General features: G+C 42.1%; 13 protein-coding genes. 3 read left to right on the top strand and 10 right to left on the bottom strand.

The genetic code is table 11. The features are described from left to right. Positions 1-279: 279 nt before the first annotated feature. Entirely contained in the window at positions 280-1464 is a 1185-nt protein-coding gene (locus tag KTO63_RS01235; protein ID WP_217789297.1) for a L,D-transpeptidase family protein, read from the top strand. Positions 1465-1600: 136 nt separating this feature from the next. Here the strand turns inward: KTO63_RS01235 and argS are convergent, their stop codons facing one another. The 6 genes from argS to KTO63_RS01205 all read right to left on the bottom strand — a co-directional run bounded on the left by argS (position 1601) and on the right by KTO63_RS01205 (position 9881). Beyond that, positions 1601-3379: an arginine--tRNA ligase gene (gene argS / locus KTO63_RS01230; RefSeq protein WP_217789296.1), complete on the bottom strand. Its 1779-nt coding sequence runs from the start codon at positions 3377-3379 to the stop codon at positions 1601-1603. A 270-nt stretch (positions 3380-3649) separates the two neighbouring features. Further along, complete coding sequence (msrA, locus tag KTO63_RS01225) at positions 3650-4249, bottom strand: peptide-methionine (S)-S-oxide reductase MsrA (protein WP_217789295.1); 600 nt, start codon at positions 4247-4249, stop codon at positions 3650-3652. A 368-nt stretch (positions 4250-4617) separates the two neighbouring features. Next, on the bottom strand, positions 4618-5796 hold the full coding sequence (gene nhaA / locus KTO63_RS01220) for a Na+/H+ antiporter NhaA (protein ID WP_217789294.1): 1179 nt from the start codon (positions 5794-5796) through the stop codon (positions 4618-4620). Positions 5797-5983: 187 nt separating this feature from the next. Continuing rightward, positions 5984-7729, bottom strand: a complete 1746-nt coding sequence (locus tag KTO63_RS01215) for an OstA-like protein (protein WP_217789293.1) — start codon at positions 7727-7729, stop codon at positions 5984-5986. A 5-nt stretch (positions 7730-7734) separates the two neighbouring features. Beyond that, complete coding sequence (locus KTO63_RS01210) at positions 7735-8721, bottom strand: MlaD family protein (protein WP_217789292.1); 987 nt, start codon at positions 8719-8721, stop codon at positions 7735-7737. Positions 8722-8933: 212 nt separating this feature from the next. Continuing rightward, positions 8934-9881 carry an N-acetylmuramoyl-L-alanine amidase family protein gene (locus tag KTO63_RS01205; RefSeq protein WP_217789291.1) on the bottom strand — a complete coding sequence of 316 codons (948 nt, stop codon included), beginning with the start codon at positions 9879-9881 and terminating at the stop codon, positions 8934-8936. A 167-nt stretch (positions 9882-10048) separates the two neighbouring features. Here KTO63_RS01205 and KTO63_RS01200 point away from each other — a divergent pair, with 167 nt between their 5' ends. After that, entirely contained in the window at positions 10049-12700 is a 2652-nt protein-coding gene (locus tag KTO63_RS01200; RefSeq protein ID WP_232372978.1) for a putative LPS assembly protein LptD, read from the top strand. A gap of 1035 nt (positions 12701-13735) precedes the next feature. Here KTO63_RS01200 and KTO63_RS01195 read toward each other — a convergent pair. From KTO63_RS01195 to KTO63_RS01180, 4 genes are all read right to left on the bottom strand, one after another. After that, complete coding sequence (locus KTO63_RS01195; protein WP_217789289.1) at positions 13736-15637, bottom strand: AAA domain-containing protein; 1902 nt, start codon at positions 15635-15637, stop codon at positions 13736-13738. A 164-nt stretch (positions 15638-15801) separates the two neighbouring features. After that, the gene (locus KTO63_RS01190; protein ID WP_217789288.1) at positions 15802-17094 is read right to left on the bottom strand and encodes a DUF3472 domain-containing protein; all 1293 of its coding nucleotides are present in this window, start codon (positions 17092-17094) and stop codon (positions 15802-15804) included. A 284-nt stretch (positions 17095-17378) separates the two neighbouring features. Beyond that, complete coding sequence (locus KTO63_RS01185) at positions 17379-18479, bottom strand: phosphotransferase enzyme family protein (RefSeq protein ID WP_217789287.1); 1101 nt, start codon at positions 18477-18479, stop codon at positions 17379-17381. 15 nt (positions 18480-18494) lie between these two features. Beyond that, the gene (locus tag KTO63_RS01180; protein WP_217789286.1) at positions 18495-19850 is read right to left on the bottom strand and encodes a Gfo/Idh/MocA family protein; all 1356 of its coding nucleotides are present in this window, start codon (positions 19848-19850) and stop codon (positions 18495-18497) included. Positions 19851-20249: 399 nt separating this feature from the next. Here KTO63_RS01180 and KTO63_RS01175 point away from each other — a divergent pair, with 399 nt between their 5' ends. Beyond that, complete coding sequence (locus KTO63_RS01175) at positions 20250-23459, top strand: SusC/RagA family TonB-linked outer membrane protein (protein WP_217789285.1); 3210 nt, start codon at positions 20250-20252, stop codon at positions 23457-23459. Positions 23460-23479 lie beyond the last annotated feature (20 nt).

Genomic DNA, 23479 nt, shown 5'->3' with positions numbered 1-23479 from the left:
GAAAATTTGAGGATTTGAAAATTTGAAAATTCTCCCGGTGCATCCTTTTTGAAATTATGTATTTACGCCCCTGATATTTCGGGAGTTAAATTCAAAAATGAAAAGTTATGCAGAACGAATTTTCAAATTCTCATATTCTCAAATTTTCAAATTAGGCACAGCCTTGAAGTCGCTATATAAAAAAAACGTCACACATCCATAAGTTTCAACGTTTTTTGTCGAAATTGCACCTTAATCGACCACAGGTTCGTTTGAAGAGGTGGCAAAGCGTGTAGTACCATGAAAAAAATACTTCTAATTTTTTGTTTCATATCATCAGTAATAATTGGCCAATCGCAAACGAGCCAAAACAATTTTCAACCCACTTTTATCAACTATCAACGTTCTTTTCCTAAAATAAATGACATCATTAAAAGGAAGGAAGATACACTTGCAAAGCAGTTTGCAGAAAAGGGTTTGGTATGGCCGGCTTCGTATATCTATATCCGCTCTTTTAAGTACGACAGCCAAATGGAAGTTTGGGTGAAGAATGATAAAAAAGAGCAGTACAAATTATTCAAGACCTACAAAATTTGCGCAATGGCCGGAACGTTGGGGCCAAAGCGCATCCAGGGAGATTACCAGGTTCCGGAAGGATTTTATTATATCAATGAGTTCAATCCAAAGAGCCTTTACCACCTTTCACTTGGTTTGAATTATCCGAATCCTTCTGACCAGTTGCTGAGCGATTCTGCGCAACCAGGGGGCGATATTTACATTCACGGAAGCTGTGTGACAACCGGCTGTATTCCTATTACCGATGGCCAGGTGGAAGAGTTGTATGTGTTGGCGGCAAATGCTAAAAACAGGGGACAGGATTTCATTCCGGTGCATATATTTCCAATCCAGTTTAAAAACAAAAGGAGCGCGGATTATCTGGAGAACTACCTTAGAAGTTTCCCTTCTTATTATCCGCTGGCAAACACATTGAAATCTGTTTACTACTATTTCGATAAATATCATGAAGTGCCGTTGATCATGGTCGACAGCAAAGGTGATTATGTGATAGATGATGAAGTAAAAAAAGCCTCGATAGTAACAGCGCCTGTAAAAATTGAGAAAAAGAAATACGAAAAGAAGATTCGTCCGGAAGTTCATTTTGATGAGAAAGAAATTCCAACGTCTGTAAATAAACTGCCGGTATATCCTGGCGGCAACGAAGCATTCCAAACCTTTCTGCAAAAAACCGGAAAAGATGCGGCGGCATTTTTACCTGAAGAGCAACATACCGCCTATGTGCAGGTTGAGTTCATTGTTGATAAAACCGGTAAAATCATTAATCCACGTGTAGTGAAAGGTGGTAATGACGAGGCAAACGACGTGATCCTCGATGCGTTTGAAAAAATGCCGTTGTGGACACCGGCCATTCGCCTCGAACAAAATGTACCGATGAAGTTGAAGCAGACGGTGGTGGTGGGGAAGTAATTAATAATTAAAAATTAATAATTAATAGGTGCAGCACCAAAGTGAAAGAGCGACGTACTTTTTCTTTTAACACCAATAGCAAGGCCGCATTCAATCACGAATGCGGCCTTATTAATTATTAATTGTTAATTATTAATTACATTCTCTCCGGTACTCTTGCGCCCAACAAATGCATTGCAGATTTCAAAACATTTGAGGTCATTACTGCAAGGCGCAAACGAAGTTGTTTCTTTTCTTCGTTTTCTGCGTTTGCAATAGAGTGAACGTTATAGAATGAGTTGAAAGCTTGTGCTAGTTGAAATGCGAAGCTTGCAATGACAGAAGGGTTGTGTTCCTTCGCCGCCTCTGCAATAATGCCCGGATATTGTTCCAGCATTACCACAATATCTTTTTCATGTTTTAGCAAAGGAGACAATTCCAGTTTGTAGTTTACATCAACTCCTTCTTTTCTTAGAATTGACTTTATCCTCGCGTAAGAGTATTGTACAAACGGTCCCGTAAAACCATGAATATCGATTGACTCCTCCGGATTGAAGATCATTCGCTTTTTAGGATCAACACGAAGCAAATAGAATTTCAAAGCGCCTAGTCCGATCGTATCGTACAGGTCTTTTAATTCATCCGTTGTAAAGCCTTCCACTTTGCCCAGTTCTTCTGTATGTTTTTCTACCACTTTCACAATCTCATCTACAAGATCATCCGCGTCAACAACGGTACCTTCGCGTGTTTTCATGCGGCCGGTAGGTAGTTCCACCATTCCGTAACTCAAGTGGTAAATGCCGTCAGCGGAAGGCAGGCCAAGCTTTTGGCAGATCAATTTCAGCACTTTGAAGTGATAGTTTTGTTCGTCTGCTACCACGTAAATGCTCTGGTCGTATTTATATTGCTCGTATTTTTCAACAGCCAAACCTATGTCCTGCGTAATGTATACGGACGTGCCATCACGACGTTGTACAATTTTTTCATCAAGGCCATCTGCTGTAAGATCGATCCACACGCTGCCGTCTTCTTTTTGAAAGAAAACGCCTTTTTGCAATCCTTGTTCAACTAGTTTTTTACCAAGAATATAGGTTTCGCTTTCGTAATATACCTTGTCGAAATCGGTGCCGATGCGTTGATAAGTGATGTCAAAACCTTCGTATACCCAGCTGTTCATTCTTCTCCAAAGCTCCATTACGTCTGGTTTTCCGGCTTCCCAATCTACCAGCATTTGCTGAGCGGCCTTCATGATCGGGGCTTCTTTTTCGGCTTCTTCTTTTGACATGCCTTTTTCCATCAGCTCGGCCATCTGCTTTTTTTGTACATCGCCAAACATCACGTAATAGTCGCCCACAAAGTGATCGCCTTTTGTGCCTGTTGATTGCGGCGTGGCACCGTTGGCAAATTCCAGCCAGGAAACCATGCTCTTGCAAATGTGAATACCGCGGTCGTTTGCAATGCAGGTTTTGATGATTTCATAACCATTTGCTTTCAGTATTTCTGCTGTGCTCCAACCAAGGAAGTTGTTGCGCAAATGCCCGAGGTGCAAAGGTTTATTTGTATTGGGAGAAGAATATTCTATAACAACACGCTGGCCATTTGATGGCTTTCTGCCGTAAGCCGGGTTCTCGTAGTTTTCCAACAAAACGCCCTGCCAGTAATGATCAGAAACGGTAAGGTTCAAAAAACCTTTGATAATATTATAAGCTGAAAAATATTGAGGATAGTTCGCTGTCAGATGTTCGCCTAATTCACTTCCAATAGCGTCCGGTGATTTTTTTAATTGTTTTACCAAAGCAAACATCACCACGGTGTAGTCGCCCTCAAATTCGGGTTTTGTTTGGTTCACCTGGAAATCTTTCTCTGTAAATGTTGATCCATATAACTTTCCCAGACTTTCGATAACTGCCTGCTGTAAATGCTGAACTATTGCCATGAAATGTAATTAAGGACGGCAAAAATAGGAAATAAGTAGTGAGTTATGAGTTTTGAGTTGAGCTGGCGGTTGATGTGCGGCATCCCGAATCTTAACCACTAAGGCACTAAGGGCACTAAGCTACACTAAGGGTTGTTTTGAATTTAGACCTCTCTTAGTGAAACTCAGTGTCCTTAGTGCCTTAGTGGTAATAAAAAAGACTGCCATTGCTGACAGCCTTATATTGTAAGAGTGTGTTACTCTGAAAACTCAAAACTCACCACTCACCACTTAATTTGTTTTCTTCTTCAACTTATCCTTAAACACCTTCTCGAACTTTTCCATTTTTGGCCTGATCACATAGTAGCAATAAGGCTGGGAAGTATTGTTTACATAATAGTTCTGATGGTAGTTTTCAGCAGGGTAGAAGTTCTTCAGTGGTTCTATGGATGTTACGATTGGTTTGCTCCATGCGCCGCTTTTATCCAGCTCTGCTTTGTAGTGTTCCGCTTTTTGTTTTTGTTGTTCGTTATTGTAAAAGATCACGCTCCTGTATTGCGGACCGGCATCGTTTCCTTGTCTGTCAACCGTGGTTGGGTCATGCACTTGCCAGAATACTTCCAGCAATTCATCGTATGAAATTTTAGAAGGGTCAAAAACGATCTGAGCCACTTCTACATGGCCGGTATTTTTTTCGCAAACCTGTTCGTAGGTTGGGTTTGCGACATGACCGCCGGAATAGCCGGACGTGACTTTTAAAACGCCATCAAGCTGCTCGAATACAGCCTCCACACACCAAAAGCAACCAGCACCTAAGGTGGCGGTATCCGTTACAGTGTCGCTTGCCGACGCTGCAACCGTCGAGTTTTTTGTTGTTAAATTATTAGACATAGCATTATTAATATTTTCTTTCGGAGCACACGAATAGAGTGAAAAGAATAACAGCGAAAGTAAATTTGTAGTTATCGGCATCTTCAGTATCATACTATACTCCTTTTTTGAAATAAGTACCTAAGTTACGTTGGTATTAAACAATTAGATTGCTGGCCTTTGGCAAAGCGTCTCTTTTTAAGAAACCCTTAACGGGGAGAAGACGGAACGCTGATTTTCATGATTGTCATGATTCGTTATGATTTGAAATTTGAGATTTCGGTGCTTCACCGAAGATAGGGTTTTAAGCATCCTTTATTTCAAATCCTTAGATCAAAAAAAATCTTGAACATCTTGACAATCATGAAAATCTGCCCGCCCGACTAAAGTCATTCAGGCGGGCGTTCTCTCTCCGCACAGAAATACAAGACAACAAAACCACATAAAATTGCTGCAAGCGAGCCAATTAATACTGCAATTTTTGAAATATCCTGAAATTCCTGAGTATCAAAAGCCAGCATGGTGATAAAAATTGACATCGTAAAACCGATTCCCGCCAATAATCCTATTCCTGCCATTTGCCCCCATGAAGTACCGGAGGGCATTTCTCCTAATTTTAATTTTACGGCAATAAATGATAATATGATGATTCCCAGTGGCTTGCCAAGAAATAATCCTAACATCACACCCCAGCTGAGGGTTGTGTTTAGGTTGGCAATGAAATTTCCCGGAATAACTATGGCTGTATTTGCCAAAGCAAATAATGGCAGGATCGCAAAATTTACCGGCACATGGATCTTGTGCATATAATGTTCCAGTTTGCCGACAGGTATAAACATCGCCATTACGACACCGGCTATCGTTGCGTGAATGCCAGAGTTAAACACACAATACCACAATAGCAGTCCCAGCATGATCGACAGAAAAATGTTTAATTTTTTAAAATAGAAAAGCAAGCCCAGCACTCCGCAAACCAACGCGCCATATAACAAGTAGTTCCATTGAATGGTACCACCATAAAACAAGGCAATGACCAATATGGCGCCGAGGTCATCAATAATTGCCAGGGCCATCAGGAATACTTTTAAGGAAACAGGCACCCTGGAACCTAACAGCGATGCTACGCCCAAAGAAAAGGCAATATCTGTTGCCATCGGAATTCCCCAGCCGTTTATGTAGGGTGTTTCTTTATTGATAATTGAGAAAATGACAGCGGGAAACAACATGCCGCCAAATGCTGCGGCTATTGGTAAAATGGCTTTGCGAAAGGTAGATAGTTCTCCGGTCATCAATTCCTGCTTGATTTCCATGCCCACCAAAAAAAAGAAGATGGCCATTAAAAAGTCATTTATCCAATGAAGCAGGTGATGGGGCAGATGAAGATATTCAGGAACATGAAATGGTTTTTCCCAAAAAGAAATATAGGATTGAGCAAACTGCGTGTTGGACAGTATCATCGAAATGATGGTACACGCCAGCAATGTAATGCCGACGGCCCTGCTGTCTTCAATAAAATCTGAAATTGGCTGAACTATGCCTTCCTTTAAAATCTTCTTTATAAACGCCATGTGATCGAAGATAAGGTATTCAATGTCGTTTGGGTGTTTTGTCCGTGTGCAAGACTTTCACTTACCACTAAGGCACTAAGTACACCAAGTTTTCACTAAGAGAAGTCTAAGTTTTAAACAACCCTTAGTGAGGCTTAGTGTACTTAGTGCCTTAGTGGTAAATATCAGAGACTATAAATACTTAATGCTATTGCACTTTCTTGGCTGTATTGTCGGGCTTGGCTACGGGTTTTTCTTCAGGCTTCTTATTGTCTTCTTCGTCCTCTTCTTCCTTGTTGTCATCCTTCATCTTGAATTTCTTCTGAGGTGGTTCAAACAATTCGAATTTTGTTTTCGGACGATACTCATCCATCCACTTGAAATTTTTCAAACGCATTTCGTCATTGTTCACCTGGCGGAAAGGGTACATGGTCCCACTGACTTCACTAATGAAAACGACTTTATTTACTTCTTTGTTCACGAAGCGAATGTCAATGATATCGCCGGTTGCACGGTTTACACCCACAAACGCCTTGTGTTCATCCTGTGCATAGTAGATGCTTTCCGCGCTTCCTTTTGCACGCACATAGTCTATCTCGCCATCTTTAAAATAGCCATTGATCGTGTGACCCTGCAATTGATTGTAAAATCCGCCTTCATCCAGTTTGTTGATCACAATGCCGTTTTCGAATACGTAAAAACGTGAAGGCTTTTTGTTTTGTGTGTACAAATAAATCGTGTCACCTGTGACCTGGCTTTTGCTTGCCCAAACGATCGGGTGGGTGATAAGACGGAAAATGGAATCTGCGCCGGAGTAATACAAGCTGTCGCATATGGCTTGGGTAGAGTCGGAGTATATACGCACGTTATAGTAGCCCAGCAAATATCTTTTGCCGTTGTTGACAGAATCTTTTTTCACGCCATCAGCTTTTGCCTGCTTAACGTTTTTTATCATCAACGTATCTTTTTTGCCGGTGCTGTCATCCAGCATGCCGGAAAAAAGAATATCAGCTGAAATATAGATGGAGTCTTTGTCCTGTTTTATAATTGCCAGGGGCTGCTCTGTGGCAATCATCGTATTGGTGTTACGATTGCCTTGCATTCTGTTGGAAATAATGGAGATATTTTGAGCAGTATCCGTAAACACAACATTGCCCGTCGCAAGGTTTGCTCCGGTTTGATCATCAAAGCTCAAATTATTTGCCGTAATTGTTGAGGAGCCATCAACCACGGTTGTTCTTTTTGTAAACGAGGCCGCCTTATTCTTAGTATCGTAATAGCCTTCTGTAGTCGTAATCTTTTTCTTAGTGCTATCCTCGATATATGTTTTAGTAATGAAAGTGGCTATCTGCGACTGCGTGTTGTACAGCAAAGAATCTGAATCGAGCTTGTACTGTGGATCACGAAGCTTTACATTGTTTTTGAAATAAACATCCTTTATTTCCGAATAATAAATGGCATCGGTGCTTGTCATCACGGTTTTGCCATTTACCAGTTTACCGCCGTTTCTATAAGTGCCCGTTTTGTAGGCTGAATTGTATTCGAATTCATCGGTAGTAAGTGTCGCCTTACCATCGGTCATCTTTACATTTTTTTTCAGCGTGGCAATACGGGTAGCTTTATAGTAGATCATGTAGTCTCCCCATGCATGCACGGTGTCGCTGTCTACGATATGCACATGTCCAAACGCTTCCACGACATTTTCCGGTTGGCGGTAGATGGCACTATCGCAATAGAATTTGGTGGATCGGTCGATAAAAAAGACCTGCCCAACGATAATAGTGTTTTCTCTAACCGAATCCAGCTTGGTATCGGTCAGTTTAAGCCCACTGAAACGTATTGGCCGGGTAGTATCACTGTTTAACGCACGACCTGCCGGCTCCTGCGCTCTGGCTGAATGCTGCATTAACAAACCACATGCACATAGCAGGATGCCTGAAAAAAAACGGTTCATTAACATTAATTGGTTGCTTTGGTAGAATCAGCCAGCGGTGCTGACAACGGAGTCCCTTTATCTTTTTTGCCAAATACTGAAATGCTTACATAACGTTTAGGATGTACACGCAAATCATCTAATAATATATTAAGGCTGCGGCTTGTGTTCTCAAGATTCTTGTACAACTTAGGGTCGTTCATTAACAAACCAAGACTACCATCGTTGCTGTTGGCTTTTTTAACAACCGCATTCAGCTGGTTAAGCGTGCCCTGTAAAGAAGCCAGCGTTTCATCCAGTTTAAGATTGGCGAATTTATTGGTAGCCGTTTCAAGGTTGTTCAAAGAACCGGTGATCTTATCGTTGTTGTTGGCCAGATTGCCTGTAAAGGAATTCAGGTTTGTAAGTGATTTTGCCAAAGCGCCGGACTGATCATTTAAAAGTCTGTCCAACGAAGCAGATGCAATAGACAAGTTTCCAATAATTGTCTGGAAATTGTTTTTTGTTTTAGGATCGAAATAACCGCCGATCACTTCTATTGCAGAATCCAAGGATTTCAACGTACCGTTAACGCTTTCTAATGTTGGAGAAAGTGTTGCCTGCAATTGATCCACGAGGCCTGGAATATCTTTTGAAACCAAAGTATCGCCGTCTTGCAGATACAATTTAGAATCGCCCATGGCAATATTTATGGAGGGCGTGCCCAAAAGGCTTTGGCTGATCGCCGCCACTGAGTTGTTTGGGATGTTTACGTCTTTGCTCAGGTTGATCACCACGATAATACCGGACAGATTTTTATCTTTTTCCTGTAATTTATAAATAGTTCCAACTTGTAAACCATTAATCATTACCGGGTTAGAAGTGTTTATTCCATCCACTTTTGAAAATACCGCGTAGATCTTTTTGCTTGGGTCAAGCAGGTTTTTGCCTTTCAGGTAATTAAATCCGAGGATAAGTATTGCCAATGCTGCTGCAGCCAGAATGCCGATTTTAGTTTCGTTAGCGATTTTCATTCGTATTAATTTATTCCGGAAACGTTATGCGTTATGTTTAAAATTTAATGCCATAACGTAATAACCGCACAAATGTATGTAATCTGTTTGTGAATGGTAAACAGATGGGAGCGTAGATTGTTATAGGAATTAGAAATTAGGAATTAGGAATTAGGAAGTAGAGGTTAGACGTGCGATTTTCTAATTCCTAACTTCTAATTCCTGGTTCCTGATTAGTTGCCCGTATAGCGCTTCAATGCTGAAACTATATTATCAACGACCTCGTTCTGGCCGTCTTCGCTGTTAAGATATTTTTCTTCCTCTTTATTTGTAAGATAACCGGTCTCTACAAGAATGCTTGGCATACCAGTAGCCTGTAACACCCAGATTCCCTTGTTGTTTCTTTGCAAAACACCTTTATCATTGCGACCGGCTTTTTTAAACTCATCCTGCACATAGCTGGCAATCGTATAGCTGTTTTTAAAGAAGTATTTTGTATAGAGCTGCGCACGGATTCTCGCCTCAGGAGAGTTAAGGTCAAGCACATTCAAGGAGTCCTCGATGTTTTCGCCGCCTTCGTCGCCCATATCAATATTTTCACTTTTGGTTTCGCTTCTGTCAGCGGCCCAGATATAGGTTGAAGGCCCGTTCACCTTATTTTCTACGTAGTAACTTTGATATATAGGCTCATTCACCACTTTCTTACGGCGATGTTTGCCCTTTCCCACATAAACGGTTTTCTGTTTGTGGCCAATTATTCTTTTTTCATACCATCCGCCCGGCGTACGGACTGCGTCGCAGTGAATGCACAAGAAAAGATCAGCTTTTGATTTGTTGGCAAGCTCTGCACGATAACGAAGCGACTGGCCGATATTATTAAAGTTGCCGGGTAAAATATCGGTTGTGCGTGTAAAAATAATCTTCATGTCCGGATATGCCTCCTGGATAGCTTTGCCCAATTTCAGGCTTATTTGCAGGGCCACATCCTTCTCCTTGGAAAAAAGTCCATGACATCCCGGGTCAATTCCGCCGTGGCCGGGATCGATAATTAAAGTGCGTACAGAATTTTTCTTAATAACAGGTTCCTGTTGCTGATCAGTTACGGGTGTTTGCTTCTTCAACGACACCATTGAAAGATATAGACCGATAATACCAACAACAAAAAAGAGTTTTTTCAACATACTAATGGAATTATTTAACTGTTTCCGATGATCTTTTAGGATTTTTGTAAACGGTGAATCACTATTTTTGCCCACACTATTATATGATTAACGGCGGTAAATTTAGTTTAAAAAGTTTTTCAGCATCCTTTTTCACGTTAATGTTTTCTGTATTAACGTTAATAGCGATGGGGAATTATTCCGAAACTAATGTTTTTAATGAATCAACAGCAAAATTGACAGACACTGTACCTGTAGTAAATGCTCGTGATACTACTCCAAAGGTGCGGGGACTTGACTCAACGAAAAAGGATACGTCAAAACTTGTTACAAAGGTTGACACTTTCGGCGTGAAAGTGTCTAAGGATACTTTGGACGCTCCCATAAGCTATACAGCATCCGATTCCATGGTGCTGGATGCTCCCACTAAAAAAATATACCTCTATAATAAGGCCCATGTAAAGTATAGCGACATTACATTGGATGCTTATCAGATTGCCCTTGACCAAAACACGCAGATCATTACGGCCACGCACACTTTTGATACGCTTAATCAAATGGTGCAGAAGCCAAAATTTGCACAAGCCGATAGCAAGACCGAATCCGACTCACTGGCCTTCGATATGAAAACGATGAAGGGTCTTACCAGGAATACTTACGTGAATCAGGGAGAAATATTTCTGAACAGTGAAAAGGCGAAGGCCGTGTCTAAACAGATTTATTACGCCTACCGCGGCCGTTTTACAACCTGCGACCTGGATACACCCCACTTTGCGTTCCGCGCAAACAAAATGGAGCTGATCAATAAAAAATATGCGATCACCGGTCCGGTTCACCCCGAGTTTGAAGGCGTTCCGTTACCTCTGTATATACCATTCGGCTTTTTTCCGCTTTCGCAAGGACGCCACTCCGGTTTGCTACCGCCACAATTTGTGAGCAATGAGCAATATGGTTTGGGGTTGGAAGGCCTTGGTTACTACAAGGTTTTAAACGAGCATTTTGACGTGTTGCTCCGCACAAACATCTACTCCTATGGCGGGTGGATGGCTACGGTTACGCCTACCTACAGAAAGCGTTACCGCTATTCCGGCCAGATGAGTTTTTCGTATAACCACATGCGTATGCTAAGCAACGCAGGCGCCCAGGAATTTACCACCAGCAAGCTCTGGAGCCTTATGTGGAGCCATACAGTGGACAGCAAAGCGAGACCAGGAACGACTTTCATGGCGAGTGTGAACATTTCGTCTTCCAAATACAACCAGTATTCGTATAACCCAACGGTGAATTTCAACAACCAGTTGTATTCATCAATTGCTTATACAAAAAACTGGAACAACAAGTATAACCTTTCATTAAGTGCGGGTCACGATCAAAACAACGTAACACGTTTGTACAACATCCGCCTGCCGAATGGTGCCTTCACGGTAAATAACTTTTATCCGTTCCAGCCGAAAGAATTTGTAGGTACGCCTAAATGGTACCAAAAGCTGGGTATTGGTTTGAATACGACTTTCACTAACCAGACCTCCTTTTATGACACTGCATTTAGCATGTCGAAGTTGCTGGACACAATGCAGTGGGGCGTTTCCCATAATATTCCTATTTCACTTTCATTGCCACCAATATTGGGCGGGGCCGTTACGGTGGCTCCGGGCGTAAGTTTGCAGGAGAAATGGTACGGCGAACGCATTTACCGCGAATGGGATCCTACCAATAACCTTTTGCGCGTGTCTCACAACAAAGGATTTTACATGGCAAACGACGTGTCATTCAGTTTATCGCTGAGTACCGCATTGTTTGGAACCTATAATAAGTTCGGTAAAAACAGTAAGCTGCAGGCAATCCGCCACGTGATACGACCTACAGTCGGTATAAGTTATAAACCCGATCTCGCTGCCAAGGACTATTACTCCACTATTGTGAACGTAATAGATAACCAGCAAAAAGGAACCAGGGATACAATATACCAGCGTTATTCTTACTATACAGGAACGATAAACGGCCCATTCTCGGAAGGAACTTTTGGTGGTATCAACTTTGGGCTGGACAACAACCTCGAAATGAAAGTGCGCTCCAAAAAGGATTCCACCAATGGAGGCATTAAAAAGGTGAAACTGATTGACGGTTTTGGTGTAAACGGTAGTTACAACCTCATGGCAGATTCATTCAAACTCTCCACCATGAACTTCTATTTGAGAAGTACATTGTTTGAGAAAGTAAACCTGACCGCCAACGCCGTGCTGGACCCTTACCAGACAAATGACCGTGGTTACAGAATCGATAAATACGCGTGGCAGGGTGGTGGCAAGTTTTCACTTGGTCAGATAACAAACGGAAGCATTGCGCTTTCGACACAGTTCTCGAGCAAGAAGAAGGAACAAAAAGAGAAGGCTCTTAAAAACAACACCGATAATAGCCTGCCGATGACAATGGAGGAGCAGCAATCGCAGATAGACTACATAAGAAACAATCCGGCAGAATTTGCTGATTTCGATATTCCATGGAACGTCAATGTTTCATACTCATTGAGTTTTTCACGGGCATTGAAATACGATTATAGCGGTTATGAAACCCGTGTTACATCCAGCATTACACTGGGAGGCGACTTCAACCTGACACCAAAATGGAAGGTGGGTGCAAATACTTATTACGATTTCAAAGGAGGCTCCATTCAGCAGCTCACCATGTTCATATCAAGGGAAATGCACTGCTGGCAAATGGCGATCAACGTAACACCTGTGGGTATCACCAGGTACTTCAATATTACCATCAATCCTAAATCCAGCATTCTGCGCGACCTGAGAGTGAATAAGAGGAACTCGTTCTATGGTGGAACGTAGGGGCGAATCGCATTCGTCCTGACGCACAGTCAGGAATTAGGAATTAGGAATTAGAATAGTGCGACATTTAATATTTGACCTGGCAGGTTTTTAATCTGTCGGGTTTTTTATTAGTGCGGCTAGAGCGTCATTGTATTGTTTAAGAGCCGCACGTCATTGCGAGCGCACTGTCACGGAGCTCGTTTTCAAGAGAGATGTCACATGTTATGTGAGCCGCGAAGCAATCTCCAGCACCCGAAGCATGAGATTGCTTCGCTGCGCTCGCAATGACGTGCGACATACTTTATTGAATCTGGCGGATTAAAGATCTGTCAGGTTTTTTTATTTGGGTAATCGACCGCGGTATTTCAAGTGAGCTTCGTTGCGTCGCACACTTCATCAGTAGTAATGCTAGTCAACAAACAGATCAGCGTAAATCAGTTCAATCAGCGTCATCCCTGTCCGAACGGCTTTGGTCGGGCGGATGCGTGCCATTGTCGTAGCTGGCCGCCAAACAATATTCGTGCGGTTTTTTGTCATCACCCCAATCTGGCAAAATATTTCCTCAATGATTTTCCATTCTAAATTCCTAATTCCTAGCTCCTAATTCATGATTATCAGCGTATTGCAAAAACAGTGTGACATACATCACATTTTAATAGTGTAAATCCTCACGGAAACTAATAAAACCCTGATCTAATTTTGGCACATGGAACAAGAGAAAATTATGAACGGAACTATTTATGAAGTCTAAATTTCAAAAATTGAAATCCAACTAATCCTTTAAAAGCTAAGCTTAAGAGGCGCTGGTGTATCGAAGAGATTTTATTGATCTGCCCGATGACCACTAATTCGAATCAAGTATATTTTTCTCCCTCCATATCCGTCCCCTCCCTTTTTTTGTTTGTTACTTACCTTCTTTTTCCCCTTCTTTAGTTGAGAATTGAGAGTGGAGAGTTGTTGGTTGTCAGTAATCATAATATTGACCGGCCGCCATTTTCCATTTTCAACTTTCCATTTTCAATTAACTCTCCACTCTCAATTCTCAACTCTCAACTATTCCATAAACTCCCAAGCACTCTTGTACGCATCATGCTTCTCCGCGTACGCAATAAAATCACCATAAAAAGGAAATTGTGCCAGTGTAGCACTGTCGCCGATAACAACGAGTTTTTTGCGGGCGCGTGTCATGGCTACGTTCATGCGGCGAATGTCTGAAAGGAAGCCGATCTTATTTTCTGAGTTGCTTCTTGTCATGCTGATGTACACAACGTCACGCTCCTGACCCTGGAAACTATCGATGGTGTTAATAGAAATTTTGTCGCTATATTTTTTTAGTGGTTCAGCGTGTTGTAATTGCTCGCGCAAAATTTCAATCTGTTGTTTGTAAGGAGAAATGACTGCAATCGAAGGAAAATTTTCCGTTGTGTAATGATGGCTTAGATCGCTCACGAAGTTGGTTAAATGTTTCAAAGCAAATGCCGCCTCTTCCGGATTGGTAGCACTGGTGCCTTCAATTTTTTCATCAAAGCCGCAGCCTGCAGTATCTATAAAGGATAAAGCGCTGTCGTCAGGAAACAATGTGTGTCTTGCAACCGATTCGTGCGCTATCAATTTGTTGTGATAAAATTCCTGCGACGAAAATCCCATGATCGTTTCGTGCATGCGGTATTGTTCGTTAAGTAGCACAACCGCTTCAGGATGCAGTTCAACACATTTTTCCAGCAGCGTTGTGCTTAGGCCACCTCTCGCTGCTTCATCAGATTTAATGGTAGGCGGTAACTGCAAATGGTCTCCCGCCATGATTAGTTTTTGCGCTTTCAGAATGGGAATCCAGCAGGCTGGTTCTATGGATTGTCCCGCTTCGTCAATCACCAAAGTGCCATAACGAAGATCCCTTATGGTGTAGTGATTGGCGCCAACAAGCGTAGCCGTAATTACATCTGCACCGGCAATAAGATCGTTGATGATATACTGTTCAGTATTTTCAACCTCCTTCATTATTTTTCTTGCCTCATCAAACAAAGCTTTTCTTTGATCGCGTTCAGCCTTTCCAAAATTGCGCTTGTATTTATGCGCCATATTTTTAAACTCGGCTGCCTGTTTCTTGAGCCTTTTAATTTCCTTATTGCTGCTGTGCTCGGAAATTTTATTGTCGAGTGTAATTGATTGCAATCTTTGTGAAACGCGGGCCGGGTTGCCAATGCGCAAAACGTTCAAACCTTCTTCCGACAACTTTTCACTCAACAGATCGACAGCCGTATTGCTTGGTGCAACTACTAAAATTTGGTGATGATCTTTTTTATTTAATGCTTTTATCGCCTGAACAAGTGTTGTTGTTTTGCCGGTGCCGGGAGGCCCATGTACAATAGCGAGATCATTTGCATCGAGGATTTTATTGACAGCTTCCTGTTGCGAAGTATTCAGTTTGTTGTTTTGATACTTGCTTTCCCCGGTATTAGAAGTTGCAGATTTTTTGCCCGTTAAAATTTGAACGAGATTGTTCTGGTCCTTGTCGTACTGTATTGAAGCCAGTTTCAGGGCATTTTGCATTTCATCGTAACTGTTGTCGTCAAACAACAGATCAATGCCCAGTTTGCCATCCCGGCTCCAGTCGGGGAGTTCATCAGTGCGTAGGTTTATCTTCAGGCGATTACCACTTTGGTAAGTGATTACGCCTTCAACTCTGTCATTTTTAGGATCATGATTGGAAAACAGCGCCGCTGGAACGCCTGCCCTTAGTTGATGCATAACATCATGGTGCGTGGTTCGTTCCACTTCAACATTCAGGTAATCACCACGACCCAGTTCAGTATCCCTGATGGCAATCGGGTACCACGTAATGCCTTCTTCTCTTCTTGCATTAACAGAAGAGCGTTCCATCAATTCTTTGTAAACATCACTGTCGTATTGCCTTTCTATTTTCAGCAGATCCTGAAGGTTCTTGAAATAGTCCATCCGGCAAAGGTAGGGGCGAATCGCATTCGCCTACTCTGCATTAGTTGAGAGTTGAGAATGAGTTGAAAATTGAAAATGGAGGTTGTTAGTTATTAGAAGCCCCAACTTGCCATAAAATTGCTCCCAACAACTCTCAACTCTCCACTCTCAATTCTCAACTATTTTTATGGTAATTTCCCAAAATCTACCACAGGTTTAATCCCCGTTGCAGGTCTTTTATAATTTCCATTAAGCTGTGTGTAGTTGCTAAAGAAGCCGCAGTTCTGCAAATAGAATAAACCGCTTTTGTCCAGGCCTCCTCCGTAATCCATGCGATAACCAATGCGTGCAGTATTGTCGCCGGTAAACTTCGCATCTGTCAATTCGCTCCAGTTGCCATTTACATCGCATATCCATTGATTGCCAAACAAAACCTTTCTTGTTTTATTGCCCTGCTCCGGATTAAAGTTTTCAAGGAAGGAGTGGAGATGTTTTAGGTATGTATTGGTTTTTGGACGCTTGAAAGAAGCGATCAATTGCCACTCATTTTTTTCGGGAGCGAAAAAATACGCAGTGTAGGTTGTTGTGTTGTTGTTGTTATCAGGTTGAGCATGCAACAAGAATTTATAAGTGTTACCAGCCTTCCAGTTGTAGCGCAGATAGCTTTGTCCACCGGATCCTTCATTGCCAAACTCGCCAGTGTGAACGCCTTCACCTTTGCGAAGCATTACAATTTGCTGGTCTGCGGGAATTTTCTTTGGATCATCAGTAGAATATGGGCTCCAGATAGAAAACAATATTCTTCTTTCTGTTGCTGAATTTACCTGCATGCCAAAATAGCCCTCGGCAAATCCGTTGGCCATGTAATAAGAACCAATAACATCATCACCGGAAGGAACCGTGATTTCATTATAAAACCATTCTGCTTTCACATCGTTGTTTAGCGTATAACCAAGATGTACCGAAGGGCCGCGACGGCCCCAGTAAAAGAAATTGCCTTCATTGTTTTTTACGAAAACGGTTTTTGAATTGATGGCAGTTCCTGAAACGGTATAGCTCTTTATATCCGCAAAGTAGTTGCCGGTTTTTTCAATTCCTTTCAACTCAACTTTTACATAGCCCGTGTCTTTTAACCGCCATTCACCCGCGTTAACGAGTGTGTCGCTCTTAGTGAGTTTTATTTTCTTTGATTGGTTGCCAATAGTTGCAGTAATCGTGCTTTTGTCATCTGTCGATGCATTTAACGACAACTTCAGTGTGCCGGGTTGTGTAACACGCACATATATTTCAAGCGTTGCATTTTGATTGTTCCATCCGGAAACACCCTTCTGTTTTACAATGTCGTCGTTGTTGCTTGCAAATGTGTTGCCTCCCGCAGGGATCACAACTGTGGTGTCCATTATGTTTGCAAATGATAATTGCGGGAATGCTGCTGTCATGCAAGTAATCAGGCCCAAAAAGATTAGTCTGTTTTTCATGTTGAAGTTTGTTAAAATGCACGCGGCTACACGTCTTTGCGAGCCACAGCATTTGATGGCTGTAATTATTTTAATTGTGATGCTGCCTTAAAACAATGTGGCGAAGCAATCTCACACAGAGTGCCCGAGATTGCTTCGCCCGTTCGCCTCATTTTTGCCCTGGCTTTATAATTTACGAAATCCAATCTCCGCAGGGCTCGCAATGACGATGCGACCTGCTTCTTTTATCTTCCACTTTCGCTAATGTTGAAAGAGGCATTGGGTGCTTTCGTAATTCCTAATTTCTAATTCCTGATCGCTCCCAGCGCATCTTCCTTCTCCGTAAGCCTTTGCAGCAGCGTGATCTGGTTGTTTGCGCGAACGAAGTTTTGCTCAGGATATTTTGCACCGTAGTATTTATCATTGTTCAGGTAATCCGTCAGGAAACGCATCGCCTGCATGTAAATGATGAATTTTCCGGAGTAAAGAAAATGCTGTTGTTCATCTGCAGTCAGTTCCTTCGCCATGTATTCATTATAACCGTGCAGGATGGCCTGGTAAAAATCTTCACGAATGACGATCTTGCTAAAGTCGCTCTCTTCTTCACTTACAGGGGACAGATAAGTGCGCATCATATCGCCCACATCGCTGATGAAAAGACCCGGCATAATCGTATCGAGATCAATTATGCAAATGCCTTTACCCTGTTTGTTAAACAATACGTTGTTGATCTTTGTATCGTGATGCGTTACTCGTTGTCTGAATGAGCTGGCTGAATGTATTTTGTCAAACTCTTTTACAATTGGTTCAAACTGTCGAATGAGTTTAATGCTTTCCTGCGCCTGTTTGATTCTTTCTCCGTTGCCGTTTTTTAAAGCGTTGTGAAATTGTTCATAACGCAGTGAAAGATTATGAAAGTCCGGCAAAGTGATTTTCAATTTGCTCACATCAAATCCCGAAAGGGAGCCGGTGAATTTTCCAAATTGAAAAGCTGCCTGGTATGCCTGCTCCGGCGATTCCACAACGTCGATCGTATGCGAATCGGGAATGAACGGCATCAAGCGAAAATAGCCGAACGTTTCATCATGAAACATTTCATCACCGCCTATCGTTTGAACAGGTGTTACAAACAAATAATCCGGATGTTGGTCTCGAATAAAATCAGCAATTGCCCTCACGTTGTTGGCGATGAGCCATGGTTCATTAAATATATCGCTGTTGACATTTTGCAAAATGTACTTTTTGTTGCCAACCTCAACCTTCCATGTTTTATTGATAAGCCCGTTGCCAAAGGCTTCCGCCTGCACGATGTCATGATCGATGCCGTAAGCAAAGAAAACCCTGTGCAGGCACTCCTCCAATGATCCGGCTCTGTCCTTTATTGCCTGCTTTTCATGTTGATGCATAAAAAAAACTGTTTGTTAGAATTCATCATTTAATGCAAATACAGGTTTTCTATACATCCATTGACCGCCTGTAAAGTCAGGGAATTCCACTGTTTGATGACCCAGTTCAATAGACTGCTCGCTCAAAGGAGTAATTGCGCTCCATGCAGCGGCATCGTATACATCCATTGGTGTAGGTATTTTGCGTTTGATAGACTCAATGAATGAATGGATCACAAAAAAGTCCATACCACCGTGTCCTGCGCCGGCTGTTTCTTTTGACCAGCGTTGCCACAGTGGGTGGTCATATTTGTCCAGCCAGGATTTCGCGTCATCCCACACATCATTTTGTTTGGACTGTCCTTCGATGTACACGCTCTTGTTTACATCCATCCACAAACCTTTAGTGCCCTGCACACGGAAACCGAGTGAATATGGACGAGGAAGGTTAGTATCGTGTTGCAACATAATGGTTTCTCCATTTGAGCAACCGATCATGGTAGTAACTATATCGCCGAGTTTAAAATTGACTTTAGCGTTAGGGTGATTTTCACCACCTACTTTTACAATGTGCTCGTGTAGGCCTCTTGATTTGGTAGCGTAGGAGCACAATGACAAAAATCTGTTTCCTCTGTTAATATTAATGGTGTGAGCAATTGGTCCGATGCCATGTGTCGGGTACAGGTCACCGTTACGGAACACGGAATGATTCGTGCGCCAGTGTGCCTCTGAGAATCCTTTCTCGCCAAACTCAACACCACCGCCGTATGCATTTTTTCCATCGTTGAATTTCACTGCACGCAAATCGTGCTGGTAACCGCCCTGTAAATGGATCAGTTCACCAAACAATCCTTGTCTCACCATATTTAATACGGCCATTACATCTCTGCGGTAGCAAACGTTTTCAAGCATCATCACATTTGCTTTGTATTGTTCTGCTGCTTTCACAACATCCCAGTGGTCTTGCAGGGTAATGCCGAGAATTACTTCTGTAGCTACATACTTAACGCCTCTTTCAAGTGAACCGATAATCATCGGCTTGTGCCATTCCCATGGAGTAGCAATTACAACACCATCGAGTTGTTTTTTCTCGAGCATTGTTTTCCATGCATAATCATTGCCTGTAAAAATTTCAGGAGATTTTTTCCCGCTCTTAGCAATTGTTTTTTTAGCAAACTCAAGCATGCGATCGTCAACGTCACAAATAGCAACAAGATCAACATCATCTCTTCTTAATAACAGGTCGAGATGGCCAAGACCACGCATTCCGGTTCCAATAAGTCCTATTTTAACTTTCGCATCAGCATTGGATGCGAATAAATTTCCCGAGGGTAACAATGCCAGGCCGGCAGCAGTCAAACCGGTATTGCGTACAAAGTTTCTTCTATTCATGCAGCTGTAATTTGTAGTAGTAATGAGTTATAAGTGATAAAGTAAAATGTTGTCTGTTGTAAAATTTGAGTTGTGAGTTTTAAATGCAGCGTTAAGTTTCTTGTTGCTTAAAACTTATCACTTAGGACTTAAAACCTAAATCGGGAGTCAAAATAGAACAATATTTTTTACGAAAGACGCGCAAACGGTTGCGTGAGTTTTATCGGAAAGACGTTTGTAGCTTAGGATTACAAAAGGCGAAAAGCCTTTGAGACACCTACCCCAAAAGCCCTCGTAGAACGAAGATTATTGACCTTACCAAAGTACATTAAATATTTTACTCTGTTGTAAAAAGGGTAAAATAATACAGCGAAACATTGCCGTGATGAAAAATTTTCTAACAACAAAAACCAAAGCTGCATGAGAAAAACGCTCTTTTCTTTTAAGAGAAAAACAAGTAAAAAGTCGGCAGGTTTATTTCCCGAAAAGGAAAATCACCCGAGCCGCATTTTGAATTATTCCGTCGTTTTATTTCTGGCGTTGAGTCCTGCGCTTGCAGGGGCCAATGGCACATCACGTTACCAGGGACAAATCAATGCGGGACAAGAAAAAACAATTACAGGTCGCGTTGTTGACAAGAATGGTCAGCCGCTGCCCGGGGTTTCTGTTTTGGTGAAAGGCACCAAACAGGGAACCAGCACCAATGCTGAAGGTTACTTTTCCATTAAAGTAGCAAATGACAACGCAACGCTGATCTTCCAAAGCGTTGGCAAGAAAGCGAAAGAAGTGAAAGCTGGTAATGGTGCCAATCTAACAATTGTACTCGATGATGAAAATGCTTCGCTCGACACAGTTATTACCGTTGCGTTTGGTACGCAAAACAAAAGAACGATGACTTCTTCTGTTTCGCAGGTAAATACAAAAGTGATACAGGACAGACCTGTAAACAACCTTGCATCTGCGTTGCAGGGACAAGTGCCCGGTTTGAACATTGTATCGAGCTCAGGACAGCCCGGCGCGAATCCTTCTATTAATATTCGTGGTATCGGATCTATAATGAGTGGTACATCACCGCTTATTATTGTTGACGGTATTCCAAGTTCTATAGCACAGGTAAATCCAAACGATGTTGAAAGCGTGTCCGTATTGAAAGATGCGTCTGCTTCAGCATTGTATGGTGCACGTGCCGCAAACGGTGTAATATTAATTGTTACGAAGAAAGGTAAACTGGGTAAACCAAGCGTCTCTTATTCTGGTTATGTTGGTTGGCAAAAACCAACAGAACTGTTCCAGGAAGCAGATGCATACTCATACGCAAATGCATACAACACCGCGTTAATGCATGATGCGATTTCGAGAGCGAAACCAGATTTTGACCCAACAAAAAAAGTGTGGACAGATGAACAACTTGCTGGCTTTAAATCTGGTGCATTGCCAAGTACAGACTGGAGAGATGCATTGTTCACAGGCAACAATGGTTTTACACAATCTCACAACGTAGGCATCTCCGGCGGTTTAAGTAATGGTGATGTAAGCGTGAGAAACAACCTTATGCTGGGCTATCTGCAACAGAACGGAAATGTGGCGAACACAAGTTTCAAAAGATTCACGTTGCGTGATAACGGTTCTATAAAATGGAAACGATTCAGCATAGACATGAACCTCGGCATTACCTATTCTAACAGCCTGGCTCCGGTTTCAGCAGCAGTGGGTGACCTTGGAGCAATCACCAGTGCCATTAACAGGCAAAGGCCTATGGACCCTATCAAGACTGCTGATGGTGAATGGAACATCACTGCAACCAACGATACAAGAAACCCTATTCGCCAGGCATTGGAAGGCGGTCAGTCAAATACAAAGAACTACAACATTCTTGCGAACATCGTGATGGCTTATGATATCACGAAGGATATCTCTGTTAAGTTCACCAATGGTGTGAATTATTTAACAAGCAACCAGGATATGTTTAAAAATACGCTTGACTGGTACAATGGTGAAACTACAGGGCCAAACTCTTCTACAAAAACGGACTACACTGATATTCACTACCTGCAACAACTGGATGTTACCTATAAGAAAACTTTTGGTGATCATCACATCGGTGTGATCATCGGCGGTCAGCAGGAATTTCATACTTACAGAAGTTTGATGGGCTATCGTCAGGATTTTATTCTCAATACGTCAGGAAGTCTTCAACTAGGTGCCGCAGATGGAATGGATAACAGCAGCACTTACTACGATTGGGGCCTGATGGGTGCGTTCGGAAGAATCAGTTATGACTACAAGAGAAAATACTTGCTTGAGCTGAATGCCAGAGAAGACGGCTCTTCCCGCTTGTCTCCGGATCACAACTGGGACTTCTTCCCATCGGTGTCTGCTGGTTGGAGAATATCAGAAGAGAATTTCATGGAATCTTTGAAACCGACAGTATCTGAATTAAAACTTAGAGGTAGCTATGGTGTGTTAGGGAACCAAAATATACCAGGTGCAACCAACAGTGCCTTGTATTATCCATACCAGGCAACAATTGGTGCGGCAAATGATCCTTCTTATGCGGGACCACTTTACTATGTATTCGGTGATCAGCTGATAACGCCAATGACACTGAAACAAAATCCTAACAATACATTTACATGGGAAAGAACATCTATTTTGGATGTTGCCCTGGAAGGAACCCTGTACAAGTCACTCCATTTTAGCCTTGGTTATTTTGACAAAACCACACAAAACATGCTGATGACGGTGACGCCTTCAAGAGTGAATGGTGGAGACCCGTATGTAGCTAACATAGGTAAAATGCGGAACTCGGGATTAGAGGTTGAATTGGGATATAATAAGGCAACCAGAAGTGGTTTGGACATCCAGTTGAACGGAAACTTCAGTTATATTACAAACAAACTTTTGGACCTTGGTGGGCAGAATTTGACAGTGACGGGCGTTACAAAAAATACTGTAGGATATGCTTTGAATTCTTACTATCTCTATACCAACAATGGGTTGCTTACAAAAGATGATTTCTTAAATCCATCTGTTACATTGCTGGGTGGTCAAAAATATGGTGATCAGAAAATCCTGGATTACGATAAAAGCGGCAAGATTGATGCCGGCGACAAAACCATGCAAAAGAAAAGCAACACTCCAAAATGGATGTATGGTTTCAACTTTGATGTGGCTTACAAAAACTTCGGTGTCGCGGGTATGTTGCAAGGTGCAGCAGGTAACTTCATGTACCTTGGAGGTAGCACAGGCTATGGATTTAGCAGTGGCTATGGAATTACCAATTGGACTATTAAGAATTCTTATGATCCAATAAACAATCCGGATAACTATAATACAAGATTGCCACGAGTATCTGCAAGTAACACCATCAACGCTTCCTATCCATCCACTATATTTTTATTCAATGCTTCTTATGTGCGCTTGAAAAACCTGAGGGTTTACTACAATGTTCCGGGAGCCTGGAGCCGTAAAATCGGCGTAGGCAGTCTGAGAGCATATGTGTCCGGTCAAAACCTGTACACGCTTTCAAAATTGCCAAAGGACCTAGGTATCGATCCTGAAATCAGCAGTGCAACAGCAGGTTATCCTTTAGTGAAGATCTGGACATTTGGTGTCGACGTGAATTTTTAGTTCAATCATTAAACAGAAAA

It is taken from the genome of Pinibacter aurantiacus (assembly GCF_019130065.1).
Taxonomy (GTDB): Bacteria; Bacteroidota; Bacteroidia; order Chitinophagales; family Chitinophagaceae; genus Pinibacter; species Pinibacter aurantiacus.
This window is presented reverse-complemented; position numbering and strand designations above follow the sequence as displayed.